The organism is Ruthenibacterium intestinale (genome assembly GCF_040096265.1).
Taxonomy (GTDB): domain Bacteria; phylum Bacillota; class Clostridia; order Oscillospirales; family Ruminococcaceae; genus Ruthenibacterium; species Ruthenibacterium komagatae.
This window is the reverse complement of record NZ_JBBMFA010000113.1, coordinates 65981-83685: the sequence shown is the minus strand read 5'-3', so window position 1 is coordinate 83685 and position 17705 is coordinate 65981. Positions and strand designations below refer to the sequence as shown.

General features: G+C 48.6%; 19 protein-coding genes. 18 read left to right on the top strand and 1 reads right to left on the bottom strand.

The window, feature by feature from the left end; genetic code table 11:
• Positions 1–216: 216 nt before the first annotated feature.
• From WMO24_RS15075 to WMO24_RS15045, 7 genes are all read left to right on the top strand, one after another.
• A complete protein-coding gene (locus WMO24_RS15075) occupies positions 217–639 on the top strand; it encodes a sigma-70 RNA polymerase sigma factor region 4 domain-containing protein (protein WP_349217202.1) in 423 nt (140 codons plus the stop codon).
• A gap of 195 nt (positions 640–834) precedes the next feature.
• Positions 835–1035, top strand: a complete 201-nt coding sequence (locus tag WMO24_RS15070; RefSeq protein ID WP_349217201.1) for a hypothetical protein — start codon at positions 835–837, stop codon at positions 1033–1035.
• A 108-nt stretch (positions 1036–1143) separates the two neighbouring features.
• Positions 1144–1320, top strand: a complete 177-nt coding sequence (locus WMO24_RS15065) for a hypothetical protein (RefSeq protein WP_205130636.1) — start codon at positions 1144–1146, stop codon at positions 1318–1320.
• 85 nt (positions 1321–1405) lie between these two features.
• A complete protein-coding gene (locus tag WMO24_RS15060) occupies positions 1406–2887 on the top strand; it encodes a recombinase family protein (RefSeq protein WP_349217200.1) in 1482 nt (493 codons plus the stop codon).
• Between the two features lie 150 nt (positions 2888–3037).
• On the top strand, positions 3038–4045 hold the full coding sequence (locus WMO24_RS15055; protein ID WP_349217199.1) for an FAD:protein FMN transferase: 1008 nt from the start codon (positions 3038–3040) through the stop codon (positions 4043–4045).
• Entirely contained in the window at positions 4042–4584 is a 543-nt protein-coding gene (locus WMO24_RS15050) for a Gx transporter family protein (RefSeq protein ID WP_349217198.1), read from the top strand. Before WMO24_RS15055 ends, WMO24_RS15050 begins: the two co-directional genes overlap by 4 nt.
• 94 nt (positions 4585–4678) lie before the next feature.
• On the top strand, positions 4679–5230 hold the full coding sequence (locus WMO24_RS15045; RefSeq protein WP_349217197.1) for a ferritin family protein: 552 nt from the start codon (positions 4679–4681) through the stop codon (positions 5228–5230).
• 48 nt (positions 5231–5278) lie between these two features.
• Here the strand turns inward: WMO24_RS15045 and WMO24_RS15040 are convergent, their stop codons facing one another.
• The gene (locus WMO24_RS15040) at positions 5279–5983 is read right to left on the bottom strand and encodes a DUF421 domain-containing protein (RefSeq protein WP_349217195.1); all 705 of its coding nucleotides are present in this window, start codon (positions 5981–5983) and stop codon (positions 5279–5281) included.
• A gap of 130 nt (positions 5984–6113) precedes the next feature.
• Between WMO24_RS15040 and WMO24_RS15035 the strand changes: the two genes are divergently transcribed.
• From WMO24_RS15035 to WMO24_RS14985, 11 genes are all read left to right on the top strand, one after another.
• The gene (locus WMO24_RS15035; RefSeq protein WP_349217194.1) at positions 6114–7079 is read left to right on the top strand and encodes a diacylglycerol/lipid kinase family protein; all 966 of its coding nucleotides are present in this window, start codon (positions 6114–6116) and stop codon (positions 7077–7079) included.
• A 160-nt stretch (positions 7080–7239) separates the two neighbouring features.
• Complete coding sequence (locus WMO24_RS15030; protein WP_349217193.1) at positions 7240–7524, top strand: co-chaperone GroES; 285 nt, start codon at positions 7240–7242, stop codon at positions 7522–7524.
• A 33-nt stretch (positions 7525–7557) separates the two neighbouring features.
• Positions 7558–9198, top strand: coding sequence for a chaperonin GroEL (gene groL / locus WMO24_RS15025; protein ID WP_349217192.1), 1641 nt, complete (start codon positions 7558–7560; stop codon positions 9196–9198).
• A gap of 135 nt (positions 9199–9333) precedes the next feature.
• A complete protein-coding gene (locus tag WMO24_RS15020) occupies positions 9334–9513 on the top strand; it encodes a hypothetical protein (protein WP_349217191.1) in 180 nt (59 codons plus the stop codon).
• Between the two features lie 121 nt (positions 9514–9634).
• The gene (locus WMO24_RS15015; RefSeq protein WP_349217190.1) at positions 9635–9778 is read left to right on the top strand and encodes a hypothetical protein; all 144 of its coding nucleotides are present in this window, start codon (positions 9635–9637) and stop codon (positions 9776–9778) included.
• Between the two features lie 206 nt (positions 9779–9984).
• On the top strand, positions 9985–10407 hold the full coding sequence (locus tag WMO24_RS15010; protein ID WP_349217189.1) for an OadG family transporter subunit: 423 nt from the start codon (positions 9985–9987) through the stop codon (positions 10405–10407).
• An 18-nt stretch (positions 10408–10425) separates the two neighbouring features.
• Positions 10426–11616 carry a sodium ion-translocating decarboxylase subunit beta gene (locus WMO24_RS15005; RefSeq protein ID WP_349217188.1) on the top strand — a complete coding sequence of 397 codons (1191 nt, stop codon included), beginning with the start codon at positions 10426–10428 and terminating at the stop codon, positions 11614–11616.
• A gap of 125 nt (positions 11617–11741) precedes the next feature.
• The gene (locus WMO24_RS15000) at positions 11742–14255 is read left to right on the top strand and encodes an ATP-dependent helicase (protein WP_349217187.1); all 2514 of its coding nucleotides are present in this window, start codon (positions 11742–11744) and stop codon (positions 14253–14255) included.
• Between the two features lie 25 nt (positions 14256–14280).
• Positions 14281–14946, top strand: a complete 666-nt coding sequence (locus tag WMO24_RS14995; protein WP_349217186.1) for a dTMP kinase — start codon at positions 14281–14283, stop codon at positions 14944–14946.
• A gap of 22 nt (positions 14947–14968) precedes the next feature.
• The gene (mltG, locus tag WMO24_RS14990) at positions 14969–16429 is read left to right on the top strand and encodes an endolytic transglycosylase MltG (protein WP_349217185.1); all 1461 of its coding nucleotides are present in this window, start codon (positions 14969–14971) and stop codon (positions 16427–16429) included.
• Between the two features lie 36 nt (positions 16430–16465).
• Positions 16466–17704, top strand: coding sequence for a peptidase U32 family protein (locus tag WMO24_RS14985; protein ID WP_349217184.1), 1239 nt, complete (start codon positions 16466–16468; stop codon positions 17702–17704).
• Position 17705 lies beyond the last annotated feature (1 nt).

Below are 17705 nucleotides of genomic sequence, written 5' to 3'. Positions count from 1 at the left end.
TCAGTCCGGCGGTGGATGCGAAATTTGGCAGTACATAAATGAATTTGTCATTTCATGCGCTTGCGTGGCCTTGTGTCACGCAGGCGCATTTTGTTTGTCCGACCTCTGGACACTTTGTCCAGAGGTGCGGGGCGGCTCCCCAGGGTGCCGCTCCCCGCCAGCTCCCCATTTTGTTTCCGCTCAACACATCAACCGAAACAAAATGGAGGACAAGCTATGACAACGATCAATCTGAAAGATTTTTATTATTGGTACTTAACGGACGAGCTGGTGGAGGTGCCTGACGAGGTAGCCGAGGAACTCATGGCCAGTAAGCGGCGCGAGGCCGCCCATGCGGAACGGGTGCGCTACAACAAGGCTTATTATTCCCTGGATTGTGACGATGGGCTCGAATACTCCGCCTGCCTGCACGAGCCCAGCCCCCAGGAACTTATGGATCGCAAGGAGCTGTTCTTCCGGCTGTGGAACGCCCTCAACTCCTTGCCGGAAATCCAGGGTCGCCGCGTGGACGCTCATTTGATCCTGGGAAAGAGTTACCGTCAGATCGCCCGCGAGGAGGGAGTGGACAAGAGCGCCGTCCGCTGCTCCGTGAAATGCGGGATTGACCGCATGAAAAAATATTTGCAGGAAAATTTCTAAGTTACCATCTCCATTCACCCCTCTTTTTCTGGTGGTATGTGAGAGGAGGTTTTCTCTCCGCAAAGGAGGCGCGGGGGCCACAGGTCGCCGCCCCCCTTTGTGGGGGAGCGCCGCCGCCGAGTATGGCTGTCTTATGACGGGGCAAGAAAATGAGCGCGGCGCTCCCCGCCATTTATGAAAGTGAGGGATAACAGAATGGACTATGATCCTATGTTGGCTGCTATGCTGTCCCAGCCGTGGAGCAACAATGCCTGCCGTGGCTACGTCATCTACGCGATGGAGAACTGCGGGTTTTCTCCCAACGACATCCGGCGCGTGGTGGCGGAGCTCTATGAGGTTTTCGACATCTGCAGTCTGGAAGAGGCCCAGCAGCACTTTGAGGAAAGCCCTTACTGACTTCTGGACAAAGTGTCCAGAGGTACATATCCGGCCAAAGGCCAGCACTTCGCGGTGCTGGCCTTTGCTATGTTTCAACACATTTTATCATTGTATGGGAGGGATTTTATGCAGGCGCAGGTCAAATATAAAAGTGAAATCAAAACGGCTGTTCTCGGAGATCGGACGATCACCGTCAAAAATCTCACCCCCGTTTTTTCCCCGCAGGAGCTTGAAAAGCACAATCGCGAGATTGAGCAGCGGCTGTTTGACGTGTTCCGCAAGTATGCCGGGCAGCGGGGGTAGGCCGGAGTCATCCTTGTTGTAGGGGGGCGGCAGAGGTATAATATACTTGTAGGTTGGCTCCCAACGAACAGAAAGGGAGCTAATTATGGATAATAGAATTGATGCAATTTACGGGCGGCAGTCGATTGACAAAAAGGACAGTATCAGCATTGAAAGTCAATTTGAATTTTGCCGATATGAGTTAAAAGGCGGTGAGGGTAAGGAATACAAAGATAAAGGGTATTCCGGCAAGAACATTGAGCGCCCCGACTTCCAGCGGCTTTTGCAGGACATCCGGCTTGGCCTGATTAAGCGGGTGATTGTCTACAAGCTGGATCGGATCAGCCGTTCCATTGTAGACTTTGCAAAGCTCATGGAGCTGTTCAAGCAATACGATGTGGAGTTTGTTTCCTGTACGGAAAAATTTGATACTTCCACCCCGATGGGCCGGGCGATGCTCAATATCTGCATTGTCTTTGCACAGCTTGAACGTGAGAGCATCCAGATGCGTGTGCAGGACGCTTTCTATTCCCGGTGTGCCAAAGGTTACTATATGCGGGGGCGGACGCCATACGGCTTTGATACCGAGCCCATTGTTATGGACGGGATCAAGACAAAGAAGCTGGTGGAAAATGCGGAAATGGATTTTGCCGAGCTCATGTTTCAAATGTATGCGGAGCCAGGCAATTCCTACGGCGATATAACCCGGTACTTTGTCAAACACTCCATCAAGGTCTATGACAAGGCGCTGCAACGGGCCTTTATCTCCAAACTGCTGAGAAATCCCGTTTATGTCCAGGCTGATATGGACATCTACGAATATTTCAAGGCCCAGGGCGTAAAAATCGAAAGTCCCGCGGAAATGTTCACAGGGGACAATAGCTGCTATCTCTATCAAGGGCGCGAGGGCGAGGAGCAAATCCTTGTGATTGCCCCGCACCAGGGGCGCATTTCTTCCCAGCTCTGGCTGACTGTTCAGCGCAAGCTGTCACAGAACACCTCTTTCCAGAATGGCCGCAAATGCCATAATACATGGCTGGCCGGGAAAATCAAGTGCGGGCGCTGCGGCTATGCGCTGGCTGCTCTGAGAGCCCAAAATGGCGTTACCTACCTGCGGTGCAAACAGCGGGCGGAAAATGGGAGCTGTGAGGGGGCCGGTACGCTGACAGCGCAAAACATGGAGGCGTTTGTGTACGGCGAGATGGTTAAGAAGATGCAGAAATTCCACACGCTGAAAGGCGGAAAGGAACAAAGCTATAATCCGAAGCTGACCGCCGCCCGTGTTGCCCTTGCAAAGACAGAGAGCGAGATCGAGAAACTTCTGGACACTTTGTCCGGGGCAAACCCGCTGCTCCTGCAATACGCAAATAACCGTATTGAGGAACTGGACGCGGAACGTCAAAAGCAGCTAAAGCTGGTGGCTGATCTCACCGCTAATTCCGTTTCCGCTTCACAGATTGACAGCATCACGGGCTATCTGGATGATTGGGAGTCCGTGAGCTTTGACGATAAGCGCAAGGTGGTTGATATTCTCATATCACAAATTGACGCTACCAGCGAGAGTGTTACAATCCACTGGAAGATCTAAAACCTTTTCACTTGGCATTATGCCTTTGTAAAAAATAGTTTGCTTGACAGAAGCAGAAATCGCTTTTACAATCATTTTATCAATTGGATGAAAGAACAGCGAGTGAATATGAAACAAAGAAAAAATTTTTTTGATGCAGCCAGAGTGGGAGTGGCATTGCTTGTTGTGGCCCTTTTGGCCTTGTGGTGGATTTACCGCTATTATGAAACTCGTTCGGAGTCATCTACCACATTTGTGATGGATACCGTGATGCAGCAGAACGTGTATGGGCCGCGTGCGAAAGAGGCGATCCAGCAGGTAACCGACCGGATCGCATCCATGGAAAGCGAATTATCTTTGTACGAAGAAACCAGTGATATTGCGCGGCTGAATGCAGCAGCAGGAGAATCGTTTGTGAAACTGTCTTCTGAAACGTATCAGCTTTTGGAGCAGGCTAAGACGCTGAGTGCACAAGCGCCAGATGCATTTGCAATTACCATTGCGCCACTCACTCTTGCCTGGGGAATCACAACAGATTCCCCGAGAGTGCCGACGCAGGAAGAAATCGATGAACTTTTGCCATTGGTGGATGACCAGGCTTTAATATTGCGTGACGGACAAGGCGTGCTGGAAAAGAAAGGCCAGGCGGTGGATTTGGGCGGAATCGCCAAAGGTGCTGCATGTGACGCTGCGGCGGCCATCTACGATGAGATGAAAGTGGAAAACGCTTTGCTGAATCTGGGCGGAAGTACGATTTATGCAAGAGGTACCAAGCCGGATGGGACGGCATTCCGAATCGGATTTCGCGATCCGGCTGGTGACCAGAGCAGTGCGTTGCTCTCTTTTTCGCTTCAGAATGCAGTTTTTTCTACTTCCGGCGGATATGAACGTTTTTTTGAACAGGATGGTGTACGCTACCAGCATATTTTGGATCCGCAGACTGGATGGCCGGTTCAGAGTGATCTTCTATCTGTAGGGGTTCTGATGGAAAACGGTGCAGAGGCCGATTTCTATTCGACCGCGCTCTTTGCAATGGGACGGGATAAGGCACTGGAATACATGCAAAAAGGCATTTCAGCTATTCTCTTGGATGAAGAGGGAACGTTGTATGTTTCGTCTGTTTTTCGAGATTCCTTGGAGCTACTCACGGATGATTATCAGGTGGTGTACGTGGAATGAAAAAGGGAAGAACAGGGAAAGCGTATCGGGTTGCACTCGTGGGAATGTTGTTTGCGTTGGCTATTGTGCTTTCGCTCGTAGAGGGAATGCTAACACCTTTGTTGGGACTGCCGCCTGGAGTGAAACCGGGTCTTGCCAATATTGTTGTAATGTATGCCCTGTTTTTTCTGGGAGCATCTCAGGCGGCTACATTGGTGGGGCTGAAAGCTTTTTTTGTCTTAATCACTCGTGGCATTGTGGCGGGAGCGCTCAGTGTGTGCGGTGGGATGGCTGCTCTTTTCGTCATGTTGCTTGCAAGAAGAGTAGCGGGCGGCAATTCGTATTTTATTTTATCTGTCAGTGGCGCGATTGCACATAATGTGGGGCAATTGTGCCTTGTCAATCTTTTGCTGACCCGTTCTGTTTATACATTTTACTATCTTCCGGTTTTGCTCATTTCCGGTTTGGTGATGGGATCGCTTACCTCGCTGAGTCTGAAAGCCTTGCTTCCGGCGCTCGAAAAAATAAATTGTGATATTATTGAGAAAAAATCTCAATAGATACTTGACATTAATAATTTGGAGTGCTATAGTAAGTACAGCAGAAATGCTTCAGGAAGTTAAATGAAAAATATTTTTTATGGAGGAAATGAATATGTCTAAATTTGTATGCACCGTTTGTGGTTATGTTTATGAAGGCGAGAGCCTGCCCGCTGATTTCACTTGCCCCATCTGCAAAGCTCCGGCTTCTAAATTTCAGGAGCAGAAAGGTGACATGACCTGGGCTGCCGAGCATGTGGTCGGCGTGGCGCAGGGTGTGGATCCCGAGATCCTGCAGGGCCTGCGTGACAACTTTAACGGCGAGTGCAGCGAGGTTGGTATGTATCTGGCGATGGCTCGTGTGGCACATCGCGAGGGTTATCCCGAGATTGGCCTGTACTGGGAGAAAGCCGCTTATGAGGAGGCGGAGCATGCTGCCAAGTTTGCTGAGCTGTTGGGCGAAGTTGTGACCGATTCTACGAAGAAAAACCTGGAGATGCGTGTAGAAGCGGAGAACGGTGCGACTGCCGGCAAGACTGCTCTGGCTAAGAAAGCGAAAGAACTGGGCTTGGACGCTATCCATGACACTGTTCACGAGATGGCTCGTGACGAGGCTCGCCACGGCAAGGCTTTCGCTGGTCTGCTGAACCGCTATTTTGGCAAATAAGTTTTTTAAATAATGAAAAGTGGGTGCGATCGCACCCACTTTTTTGTGTTATTCAAAAATATCGTGTTGGATGTGTTTTTCAGTACGTGGGTATACTGTTAATTTATTTTGACGATTGCAAGTGGCGAAGAAAATATCCTTTTGCTTAACGTGTTGTGCATTCAATGCTTTTTGGAGCCATTGTTCATCTTTTCCGGCATACTTGAGATTCTCTTTCAAAAGGACGCCGTCAATGATCAAGCTGACAGGTGGGTATTCCTGCATGGGAGTCAGATTAAGGTCTTCCGGTGTCACCGGTCGTTTCTTGACTTGAGGAAGCAGACTGATTTCTCCGTTGGTTTCCAGAATCGCACAAGCTAAGTCGTTCAGGTCAAAATATCCGCCGATACGACATTGCATGAGAAATTCGTTGATATCCATTTTTGCGGCGGAAAGATTTTTTTCGTAGATTTTCCCGTTTTCAAATAAAACAAGCGGTTTTCCATTAAAAAATTTTCGCAGTGCCATAGATTTGCAACTCCCTACGGCGATAGCCAAAGCAGCCAGAGCATAAATAATCATTGCAATCAAGGGCTTTAGAAAGTCGCCGCCCAAACTGGTGGCAAATTCAGCGGCAATGGAGCCGATGGTGATGCCGTTTACATAGTCAAACATACTCATTTGGCTCACTTGGCGCTGTCCCATCAACTTTGTTAAAAGAAACATGCTTATCAGCGAACCTAGTGTTGTAAAAATGATGGAAACAAATTCCATGGGGCAACTCCTTTCGAACATGATAAACATAGTATACGCATAAAAAATATTTGTATCCGAAGCAAAAATAAAGTATGATAAGAGCAGATACGCAAGGAAAAGGTGTGATGTCTTGGAACATGTTTTTATTGTGAATCCGATATCGGGAAAAGCGGATGCAAGTTTGTATTTGGTTCCGCAAATTATTGAACAGGCAAAAAAATGCAACATTTCCTATCGGGTTGAAATGACGCAGGCTCATCGGCATGCGGTTCAGCTGGCGCAAGCGTACGCACAGGCTGGCGATCCTGTGCGGCTGTATGCCTGCGGCGGAGATGGAACCCTGAACGAAGTGCTGGAAGGGGTGTTGCGTTCCGGAAATCATGAAGCCGAGGTGGCCAGTATTCCGTGCGGGTCGGGAAATGATTATGTTCGGAATTTTGGAAAGCCGCAAGATTTTTTAAACTTGGAAAATCAGATAAACGGTCATGCCATTTCGGTGGATTTGATGCGTACACAAACAGGGATTTCCGCTGCGATTTGCTCTGTGGGAATCGATGCAAAGGTGGCTTATAATATTCCAAAATATCGACGGATTCCGTTGTGTGGCGGGACTATGGCATACAACCTTTCCATTTTGGAAAACCTGTGTCGACCTCTGGGACAGAAGTTGCGCGTTGAAATTGACGGAAAAGTGTTTTGCGATCAGTTCCTGATTGCAACCATCTGTAATGGCTCCTACTATGGCGGCGGATATTGCGCCGCCCCGAAGGCGGATTTGCAGGACGGCGTTTTGGAAGTTGTATTGGTGCGGAAAATGAGTCGGCTGCGGATTGCAAGCGTTCTGGCCAAATATAAGGCGGGTGCGCATATTGCCGAAGATGGCACGGTGTGCCCGGATCTGCGCGATGTGTTGTATTGTTTTCATGCCCAAGAAGTCCATATTATACCCGTCGACGAAAAAAATACCATTGTGAACATCGACGGTGAATGTGGGCCGGCAGAGCGATTGGATGCGTGGGTGATGCCGGGAGCTGTACGCTTTGTTTTGCCGCTGCCTGTTTATGATTCTTGGACACAGAATAAACAAAAGGGACAAACGCTTTTTGTGCATTAAAGAAGACTGCCAGAGAGATCTGGCAGTCTTTTGTGTTTGTTCATAAAAATTTTTTATTTTCCCCTCTTGATTTTTCCGTAAAATGGGGTAAAATATGTTTAGCACTCAAGATAATAGAGTGCTAAGAAATAACAAAATTTGAGTTCAGGGGGAAATTGCAATGAAGATCAGACCTCTTGCTGACCGTGTGGTCATTAAAAATGTTGAAGCAGAGGAAACCACGAAGAGTGGTATTATTTTGACGGGTGCAGCAAAGGAGAAGCCCCAGGTATGTGAAGTGATTGCTGTAGGCCCGGGCGGCATGGTGGATGGCCATGATGTGACGATGACAGTGAAGCCTGGCGATAAAGTCCTGATTGCTAAATACGCTGGCACTGAAGTCAAAGTGGATGGCGAAGAGTGCGTGATCGTTCGTCAGTCTGATATTCTCGCTGTGTGCGAATAATTATAGTTTGAACAAAAAAAGGAGTCGATTGACATGGCAAAACAGTTACTGATGGGCGAAGAGGCCCGCAAAGCGCTCAGCGCTGGTATTGATAAATTGGCAGATACCGTCAAAATCACGCTTGGCCCCAAGGGTCGCAATGTGGTTCTGGGCAAGAAATTTGGCGCCCCGGTAATCACCAATGACGGTGTGACGATTGCAAAAGAAATCGAGCTGAAAGATGCTTTTGAGAACATGGGTGCACAGCTGGTTCGTGAAGTGGCAACCAAAACAAATGACGCAGCAGGTGATGGTACGACCACAGCCACTGTTCTGGCGCAGGCTCTGGTGACAGAAGGAATGAAGAATGTTGCAGCTGGCGCAAATCCCATGGATGTTAAGCGCGGCATGCAGAAAGCTGTTTCCGCAGCAGTGGAAGCGTTTAAGGCCAACAGCAAGACCATGAACGGCACCGCGGATATTGCTCGCGTGGCAACGGTTTCTGCTGGTGACGAGAACATTGGTAACCTGATCGCGGAAGCGATGGAGAAGGTTTCTGCGGATGGCGTGATTACCATTGAGGAAAGCAAAACGGCTGAGACTTATTCCGAGGTCGTAAAAGGTATGCAGTTTGACCGTGGTTATATCACACCGTACATGGTCACCGATACCGAGCGCATGGAAGCTGTTCTGGATGATGCTTATGTGCTCATCACGGATAAAAAGATCAGTGTGATTCAGGACATCCTGCCGCTGCTGGAACAGATTGTTCAGTCCGGCAAAAAGCTGCTGATTGTCGCAGAGGATGTGGAAGGCGAAGCGCTGTCCACTTTGATTGTAAACCGTTTGCGCGGTACCTTTACCGTTGTGGCTGTGAAAGCGCCTGGCTTTGGTGATCGCCGCAAAGAAATGCTGCAGGATATCGCAATCCTTACCGGCGGTACAGTTGTCAGCGAAGAGCTGGGCTATGAGCTGAAAGATGCTTCTATGGAGATGCTGGGCCGTGCTCGTCAGGTCAAAGTGACGAAGGAGTATACCACTATTGTGGATGGTATGGGCGATAAAGAAGCTGTTGCGGCTCGCATTGCACAGATTCGTGCGCAGATGGATGTTACCACCAGCGATTTCGACAAAGAGAAACTGCAGGAGCGTCTGGCGAAACTGTCCGGCGGTGTGGCGGTTATCAAAGTTGGTGCTGCTACAGAAGTAGAGATGAAAGACAAGAAGCTTCGCATTGAAGATGCGCTGAACGCTGCAAAGGCAGCTGTGGAAGAAGGAATTGTAGCCGGCGGCGGTACAGCCCCGATCAACGCAATTCCTGCTGTAGATAAGGTGATCGAGAGCCTGGATGGAGATCAGCGCACTGGTGCCAAGATTGTGCGTAAGGCGCTGGAAGCTCCTCTGCGTCAGATCGCTGAGAATGCTGGCTTGGAAGGCAGCGTGATCATCGATAAAATCGTGTCTTCTGGCAAGGTCAATTATGGCTTCAATGCGCAGACTGAGGAATATGGCGATATGATTGCTGCGGGTATTGTTGACCCGACTAAGGTGACTCGTTCTGCTTTGGAGAACGCAGCGAGCGTTGCTTCCATGGTGCTGACCACGGAGAGCCTTGTGGCAGATGAGCCGGAAGAGCCGGCCGCTGCTGCGGCTGCTGCGGGCGCAGGCATGGGCGGTATGGGCGGCATGTATTAATTTGTTGCCTGAATGGTACAATCGTATTAAAAAAGGGATCTGCGGGAGATTCTCCCGCAGGTCCCTTTTTATTTATATGTATAATGTTTTGCTGAAAGGGGAATAGTAGAAAAAACAGTAGTGGGTGGTTATTCCATGACGATAAGTGAACTTGAGGGATTGACGGATTTGTTAACCAGAGAAGCGGGGATCATTGACATTTGTAAAGAGGGCGCGCGCGATTCGGCAGATTTGGCCTTGAAGGAACTGTACGAGGATATGGCGCAGAGACACAGAGAACATTATCTGGAACTATTGAAGGAACTGCAGGAATAGGAGAGAAGATGATGTGTGACGGGAAAGAAAAAAATCGTATATCTGAAATTGCAAGCTTTCAAAAAGCGCTTTCGAGTTGTTATGAAGAAAATGCGGCCATGTGCGATTCAAAAAAGATAAGTTGATGAAAATTCTTTGTGAAGAGGAGGATCTGCTGTTTGAGTTGCATGGTGAAATGAAAAAGCGGGAATGGAGTGCTTCTCAACAGGCTGCCCCTGAAAAAATTGCACAGGTTTGTTTAAAATTCACACAAATCAAGAAATGAACACCAAGAGAAAAGAAGAGAAAATAAACTGCGGAACATTCTGAAAGGACATGTGTTCCGCAGTTTTTTGTGGATAGAAGAAAAAGAAGTTTAAAGAGAAAAAATATTGCGATTTTTTTAACAAGAATGAAAAAATACGGTTGCAAGTGAGGGAGTTTTCCACTATAATATAAAAAGATATCGTGAAAAAACAGGGAGGTAGTTTTATGGACTTTGCTCCATTCCTGACCGTTGCGGCGGCGATGAACAACCTGGAGGGCGAACCGTCTTTGGGTGTTGTAGTCGTAACAGGTCTGGTGCTTGTCTTTGGTGTGTTGATTTTGTTGTACCTGATCATTACACTGGAAGGCGTTATCTTTTCTTCAATCGATAAGAAGAAAGCAGAAAAGGTTCAGGCTGCGAAAGCGCAGAATGCTGCTCCGGCGCCCAAGGCTCCTGCAGTGCAGCCGGCTGTGAAAGCTCCGGTTGTGGAAGCAGGAATTCCCGGCGAGGTTGTGGCAGCTATCGTAGCTTCCATTGCGTGCATGGACGGCGGAAACCGTTATACGCTGCGCTCGCTGAAACGTGTAAAAACGGGACGGAATGCATGGGCTCAGGCCGGTGTTGCTTCTTATACCGATCCGTTTTAACTGAGGGGAGTGTGAAACATGCAAGGCTTTTTAGACGCTGTTACTGGAATTGCGAGTGAATCGGGTTTCATGGGGATTTTCCAGAACCCCGGTTATCTCATTATGATTATCATCGCCTGTGTGTTGTTGTATTTGGCGATTGTAAAACAATTTGAACCGTTGCTTCTTTTGCCCATTGCCTTTGGTATGCTGCTTGCAAACCTTCCGTTTGGCGACATTATCCACATGGAATTCTTCCTGACGGAGTCCGGTCACCCGGATTTTGTGAGCGTCTTGAACGAAGGCGGTTTGGCGGATATGCTCTATTTGGGCGTTAAGCTTGGAATTTATCCGCCGCTGATTTTCTTGGGCATTGGTACCATGACGGACTTTGGTCCGTTGATTTCCAACCCGAAGAGTTTGCTTTTGGGTGCTGCGGCACAGCTGGGTATCTTCACTACTTATATTGGCGCAAAGTTCTTGGGCTTTACTGGTCCCGAGGCGGCTTCCATCGGTATCATCGGCGGCGCCGACGGTCCTACGGCTATTTTTGTTACCAGCCAGCTGGCTCCGCATCTGCTGGGCGCGATTGCGGTAGCAGCGTACAGTTATATGGCGCTCGTGCCCATTATTCAGCCTCCTATCATGAAGGCCTTGACGACAAAGAAAGAACGCCAGGTCGTTATGAAACAGCTCCGTACAGTTTCCAAAACGGAGAAGATTCTGTTCCCGATTATCTGCACGATCATCATTTGTCTGATTCTGCCTACGGCTGTACCTCTGGTAGGTATGCTGATGCTGGGTAACCTGATGAAAGAGTCTGGCGTTGTGGATCGTATCAATAAGACCGCTGGAAACGAACTGATGAATATCATTACGATTTTCTTGGGCGTATCGGTCGGTTGCACGACCAGCGCAGATACTTTCTTCAATTTGCAGACGGCTTATATCATTGCGCTGGGCTTGCTTGCGTTCTGCTTTGGTACAGCTGGCGGCGTTCTGCTGGGACGTGTAATGTGCTGGGTTACCAAAGGTCAGGTGAACCCGCTGATTGGTTCTGCAGGTGTTTCGGCCGTTCCGATGGCTGCGCGTGTTTCTCAGAAAGTCGGTCAGAAAGAAAATCCGCAGAACTTCCTGCTGATGCATGCGATGGGCCCGAACGTGGCTGGTGTTATCGGCAGTGCGGTAGCTGCTGGTATCCTGATCAACATGCTGAAAGGCTGCATCTGATTCAGAAGGAATTTTTTGAAAAGCTGCTCCAAAAAGGAGCAGCTTTTCTTTCTTTTATAATGCATTTATGGTATACTGTACGTGTTTTGAGTGAACAGATAAAATTTATCAGCTAGGGGAACTTCATGAGTCAATCGTTGGATAATAAGTTTTTAGAATTGCGAAGAAACTATATTGCATCTCAGTTTGGAAAATTGAATGATGTTCAAAAGCAGGCCGTTTTTTATACGCAAGGGCCTTTGTTGATTTTGGCTGGTGCCGGAAGCGGAAAGACCACCGTTCTGGTCAATCGAATTGCCAATTTGATTCGTTTCGGAAACGCCTATCAGACAGAGAAGGCGCCTTTTGGAGTGTCTCAGGAGCTGGTGGATGAACTGGAACTATTGCTCCGTGAAAAAGGTACTCCATCTCCGGAGCTGGCTCCGCTTCTGGCTGAGCGGCCCGTATGGCCTTATCATATACTGGCGATTACCTTTACCAATAAGGCGGCGGGCGAATTAAAAAATCGACTGTCCAGTATGCTTGGAGAAGCCGGACAGGATGTTCATGCATCCACCTTTCATTCAGCATGTGTTCGAATTTTGCGGCGTGATGCTGAACGGCTGGGTTATCCCAAAAGTTTTACCATCTATGATACGGACGATCAGCAGCGGGCGATGAAAGAGGTCTATAAATCGCTGAATGTGGATGATAAATTTATTCCAATAAAAGCGGCAATGTCAAATATCGGGCGCTTGAAAGATAAAATGATCAGTCCAAAACAGGCATTGGCGGCTCCGGCCGATACGCGCGCAGGCTTGATTGCCAAGATCTATGATGCCTATCAGAAGCGGCTGCTTCATGCTGGTGCCATGGATTTTGACGACTTGATTTATCAAACCGTTCGTCTGCTTCAGGAGTGCGAAGACGTGCGGGAATTTTATCAGTCGCGCTATCAATATGTGCTGGTGGACGAATACCAGGATACCAGTGTAGCTCAATTCCAGTTGGTGTATCTTTTGGCAGGCGCACATCGCAATGTGTGCGTGGTAGGAGATGATGACCAAAGTATTTATCGTTTCCGTGGCGCTACCATTGAAAATATTCTGAATTTCGAAGAGCATTTTCAGGGCGCAAAGGTGATACGTCTGGAACAGAACTATCGCTCCACTTCCACAATTTTGGATGCGGCGAACTGTGTTATTCAGAATAACCAGGCGAGAAAAGGCAAAACTCTGTGGACAGACAATGGCCAGGGCGATAAGATCCTTTATTATGAAGCAGATTCTGAAATGGAGGAATCAGCCCACGTTGCTACGGTAATCGGCCAGAATCTTCGCAAAGGAGCCAAACTGCGCGACCATGCTATTCTGTACCGTATGAATGCGCAGTCAGGACCGATTGAGACCTATTTTGCCCGTGCGGGCATTCCGTATAAAATTGTAGGCGGGCAGCGCTTTTATGACCGCAAGGAAATCAAAGATATTATTGCGTACATGGCCGTTGTTGCCAATCGACAGGATGATTTGCGCCTTCGCCGAATCATTAACGAGCCGGCAAGAAAAATTGGAGCGACTACTGTTCAGAATGCGGCGGATATTGCAAGCGGGCTGGGAATACCGATGTTGGATGTTATCGAGCATTGCGGTGAATACCCCGCTCTTGGGCGCGCGGTCGGCGCTTTGCAGAAGTTTTACGGTATTTACGAACAGCTGATAAAAGTATATGAAACTCTGCCGTTGGATGCCTTTGTAACAGAACTGCTGGACATTACAGGGTATCGGGCCATGTTGGAATTGGCGGGCGAGGAAGGTCAGACACGTCTGGAAAATATTGGCCAGCTGGTTTCCAGTGTGAAAACATATGCTGATCAGCGGGGTCCGGAAGCTTCTCTGGAAGGGTTCCTGGAAGAGGTTGCGCTGATCAGCGATATTGACAGCTATGATGATCAGGCCGATGTGGTCGTTTTGATGACAATGCACGCAGCTAAAGGGCTGGAATTTGATTATGTGTTCATCGTCGGCCTTGAAGAGGGAATTTTCCCAAGCGAAATGAGCCGCTATTCCAATGAGGATTTGGAAGAGGAACGGCGGTTGTGCTATGTGGGAATTACGCGTGCGCGCAAAGAGCTGTATCTTTCCAGCGCTAATTCGCGTATGATGTTTGGCCAAACCAAGCGAAATAAGCATTCACGCTTTTTGGATGAGATTGATCCTGACCTTCTTACGGTGGAGCAAAGCCCGGTTGCACGGCAGATGCAAATGGTGCGGCAGCGTTATCAAAGCGATGCAAGAGGCGGTTATCCTTCCAATAATTCCGGAGTATATCTGAATCGTGAGTATAATCGTGTACCTGCCAATTCGACAGGCGTCAATATTACGATCAAACCGCGGCAAACCGGAACGAGATTGACTTCCGGGATTCAGGCCGGTTCGGCCATTCAGGCGGGCAGTGTTGCAGCACGTCCGCAGCAACAGGTGCCTTCGAGAGATGGAGATAAGAATTTCCGAGTGGGCGATCTTGTGGAGCACAAGGTGTTTGGTCGCGGAGTGGTGCAGAAGATCACGCCCGTGGCCGGAGATACCATTGTGGAGATTCGCTTTGAAAAGGCTGGCGTGAAAAAGACCATGGCGAATTATGCACCGCTGAAAAAAGTTTGAAGAAGCCGGAGAAGGGGCGAAAAAAGTGAGAGGAAAACTGATTGTTCTGGAAGGACTTGACGGGAGCGGCAAGGCGACCCAAACAGAACTTTTGTGGAATGCACTGACACAAGAGGGATATGCAGTAAAAAAAGTTACGTTCCCGGACTATGAAAGCCCCTCCAGTTCGCTTGTCAAAATGTATCTGGCGGGGGATTTTGGAACAGACGCTGAAAGCGTAAACGCATATGCCGCTTCCAGTTTCTATGCGGTAGACCGTTATGCGAGCTATCGCATGAACTGGTGGGATTTTTATCAGAATGGTGGAATCGTTCTGGCGGATCGCTATACTACTTCCAATGCGGTTCATCAGTGCGCAAAACTGCCGAAAGAACAATGGGACGAATATCTTTACTGGCTGTTCGATTTTGAATATAATAAAATCGGAATTCCCAAACCGGATCAGGTGATCTATCTGGATGTGGATCCGGATGTATCACAAAAATTGCTCACGAAACGGTACGGCGGCGATGAAAAGAAAAAAGATATTCACGAGCAGAATTTGCATTACCTGGAACATAGCCGTGCTGCGGCACAATATTGTGTGAAAACACTTGGATGGAAACGGATTCAATGCTCTCAAAATGGAGAGATGCGTGCAAAAGAGGAGATTCAGAAAGATATCCAAACTTTGGTAAAGCAAGTTGATTGAAATCTGAGAACAGAGGTGCAAAATGGACGAAAAGCGTTTGTCTCCGAAAGAGCAGGAGTATGTGGAAAAGCTTGCGCAGGTATATATTGCGCTGGCTCAGCTCCCGGCGGAGCAGCAAAAAGAATATGCGGAAAAGATTCAGGAGCTTCGGCATAGACTGGATCGCCTTACGCCGGAACAGAAGCAGGCATATGATGAAAAACTTTACGAGCTTGCACAGCAAGTACGTGCGAAAGGAAAGGTGAGTCAGGCCTCTTCGGAACCGAAGAAAGAACCGCTGCAGCCGGAGCCTCAAGTGCAGGAGCAATGGCAGACGCAAGAAGATTCGCCGGAGGAGCCGGAAGAGTACGAAGATGAACCGCCCAAGAAGAAAAAGAAGAAAGGGCGTGGCTGTTTTATTGTGCTGCTCCTGCTTTTGGTGATTATTTTTGCGGCGATTGGCTTGGGTGGAACACTTGTTTTGCGGGAACTGAATGGAAGCCGGGGACAGGTCATTGAAAAAGCAACGGTAGAGGTAGAGCAGGGGGCCGGCCCGTTGACCATCGGGCAAGCGCTTGAGGAAGCTGGCATCATTCAATCTGCACAGATTTTCCGGCTGTATGTCAAGTTGGAAGGCGTCGCACCTGCTTTGCAGTATGGCAGTTTTGAGCTGAGCTCCGATATGACTTATGATGAGATTTTGGAGGTTTTACAGCAGCCCCAGGATAATCGGGATACGGTGCGTGTGACATTCCCGGAAGGAATCCCGGCTGTTCAGTTTGCACAGCGGATGGAAGAGGCGGGCCTGTGCACGGCAGAGGAATTTTTGGATGTAGCCAATAACGGAGATTTCAGTCAATTTACGTTCTGGAACAAACGTGACGAAAATCCGAATCAGTTTATGGCTTGTGAAGGCTATTTGTTCCCGGATACGTATGATTTCTTCGTGGGCGACGATGTATATAACATGGTGGCCAAAATTTACGGAGAATTCGACAAAAAGTTCACTGAGGAAATGTACCAGAAAGTGGATGAAATGGGATTCACGTTGTCTGAGTTTGTAACGCTGGCATCGATTGTGCAGGAAGAAGCGGGCGGAGCCGAACATCAGGCAGATGTGGCTGCGGTCTTTATGAACAGATTGGCTGAGAATTCTCCTGTACCGCGTTTGGAAAGTAACTGTGCCAGTTATATTAAAAACGACAATGACAACAACTATATCAACAATACCATTGCACCGTATTACGGCGGATGGGATAATATTCCGCAAAATATCATCGACAATTACGACACATACAATGTGGCGGGGCTTCCGGCCGGCCCGATTTCCAACCCTGGCCTGGAGGCGATGACCAATACTTTGAAATATGCGGAGAGTCCGTATTATGGTGATTATTATTTCTTTGTAACGGACACATTGGGGAACTACTATTTTAATAAGACCGCTGAAGAGCATCAGGCACAAGTGGACAAGCAAAAAGCGGAAGGCACGATGCCCGGCTAAAAAACAAAAGCGGCGCTTTGAAGCGCCGCTTTTTATGTGGAAGGACTGAGAGTTTTGAATAAACCGGAATTGTTGAGTCCGGCAGGTGATTTGGAGCGTCTGCGCTTTGCGGTTCGATACGGCGCGGATGCTGTTTACATCGGTGCGACGGAATTTGGAATGCGTAGTGCGCCGAAAAACTTTACCGTCGATCAAATGCGTGACGGTGTTTTATTTGCCCACGAACATGGATGCCGGGTCTATCTCACGCTGAACACCGTGCCGACCAATGAAGAGGTCGCGCGGATGCCTGATTTTGTTCGTCAGGCGGCGTCTACGGGCATCGATGCGTTCATTGTGGCGGACTTGGGTGTATTGGCAATCGTAAAAAAATATGCTCCCGATGTAGAGATTCATTTGTCTACTCAAGTGGGCATCTCCAATTACATGGCGGCGAATATGGCCTATGAGCTGGGGGCAAAGCGTGTTGTTTTGGCGCGGGAATTGTCTTTGCAGGAAATTGCGGTCATTCGGGATCATACACCGGAAAAATTGGAATTGGAGGCTTTTGTGCATGGGGCCATGTGCATGTCTTATTCCGGTCGATGCCTCTTATCTCACTATCTTACGGGCAGAGATGCCAACCGGGGAGAGTGTACACAGCCTTGCCGTTGGGCGTGGAATCTCGTGGAGGAACACCGACCGGATCGCCATTTCCCCATCGGGGAAACGGAAGAGGGCAGTTACATTTTAAATGCAGATGATTTATGTACGGCGCCGTTTTTGGATTTGATTTGTGAGGCGGGGGTTGACAGCCTGAAAATCGAAGGAAGGGCGAAGACGTTCTATTATGTTGCCAGTACCACAGCAGCTTACCGAAAGGCCTTGGATGCTTATTTGAGAAGTTCGCAGAAGTTTATATGTCCGGAAGAAGTGCTGGAAGAACTGACAAAGATTTCTCATCGGCGATATTCCCCGGGCTTCTATTTTGGAAAGGAAGACGCCATACAAAATGTGAAGGCCGGCGGGTATATTCGTGATTGGGAAGTAGTAGCCGTGGTAGATGACTGGAAAGATGGCACGGCTTTTTGTACACAGCGCGGGAAATGGAATTTGGGCGACCCGCTGGAAGCGCTGACCCCCTCTGGTGATGTGGTCAGATTTTGTCCGGATTGGATTTGCGATCAGGAAGGGCAGCAAATTGATTCCACTCCACATGCAATGATGCGTTTTTCCATTCCGTCTGCCATTCAGATTCCAACGTATTCCATTTTGCGCAGAAAGATAGCGACATAAA

Excerpts from the sequence above, each read along its gene's own strand:
- WMO24_RS15050 (WP_349217198.1), top strand. The coding sequence starts at position 4,042 with ATGAAAAAGGGAAGAACAGGGAAAGCGTATCGGGTTGCACTCGTGGGA.
- WMO24_RS15070 (WP_349217201.1), top strand. The coding sequence starts at position 835 with ATGGACTATGATCCTATGTTGGCTGCTATGCTGTCCCAGCCGTGGAGC.
- WMO24_RS15065 (WP_205130636.1), top strand. The coding sequence starts at position 1,144 with ATGCAGGCGCAGGTCAAATATAAAAGTGAAATCAAAACGGCTGTTCTC.
- groL (WP_349217192.1), top strand. The coding sequence starts at position 7,558 with ATGGCAAAACAGTTACTGATGGGCGAAGAGGCCCGCAAAGCGCTCAGC.
- mltG (WP_349217185.1), top strand. The coding sequence starts at position 14,969 with ATGGACGAAAAGCGTTTGTCTCCGAAAGAGCAGGAGTATGTGGAAAAG.
- WMO24_RS15005 (WP_349217188.1), top strand. The coding sequence starts at position 10,426 with ATGCAAGGCTTTTTAGACGCTGTTACTGGAATTGCGAGTGAATCGGGT.
- WMO24_RS15060 (WP_349217200.1), top strand. The coding sequence starts at position 1,406 with ATGGATAATAGAATTGATGCAATTTACGGGCGGCAGTCGATTGACAAA.
- WMO24_RS15010 (WP_349217189.1), top strand. The coding sequence starts at position 9,985 with ATGGACTTTGCTCCATTCCTGACCGTTGCGGCGGCGATGAACAACCTG.
- WMO24_RS15040 (WP_349217195.1), bottom strand. The coding sequence starts at position 5,983 with ATGGAATTTGTTTCCATCATTTTTACAACACTAGGTTCGCTGATAAGC.
- WMO24_RS15000 (WP_349217187.1), top strand. The coding sequence starts at position 11,742 with ATGAGTCAATCGTTGGATAATAAGTTTTTAGAATTGCGAAGAAACTAT.
- WMO24_RS15030 (WP_349217193.1), top strand. The coding sequence starts at position 7,240 with ATGAAGATCAGACCTCTTGCTGACCGTGTGGTCATTAAAAATGTTGAA.
- WMO24_RS15020 (WP_349217191.1), top strand. The coding sequence starts at position 9,334 with ATGACGATAAGTGAACTTGAGGGATTGACGGATTTGTTAACCAGAGAA.
- WMO24_RS15075 (WP_349217202.1), top strand. The coding sequence starts at position 217 with ATGACAACGATCAATCTGAAAGATTTTTATTATTGGTACTTAACGGAC.
- WMO24_RS15045 (WP_349217197.1), top strand. The coding sequence starts at position 4,679 with ATGTCTAAATTTGTATGCACCGTTTGTGGTTATGTTTATGAAGGCGAG.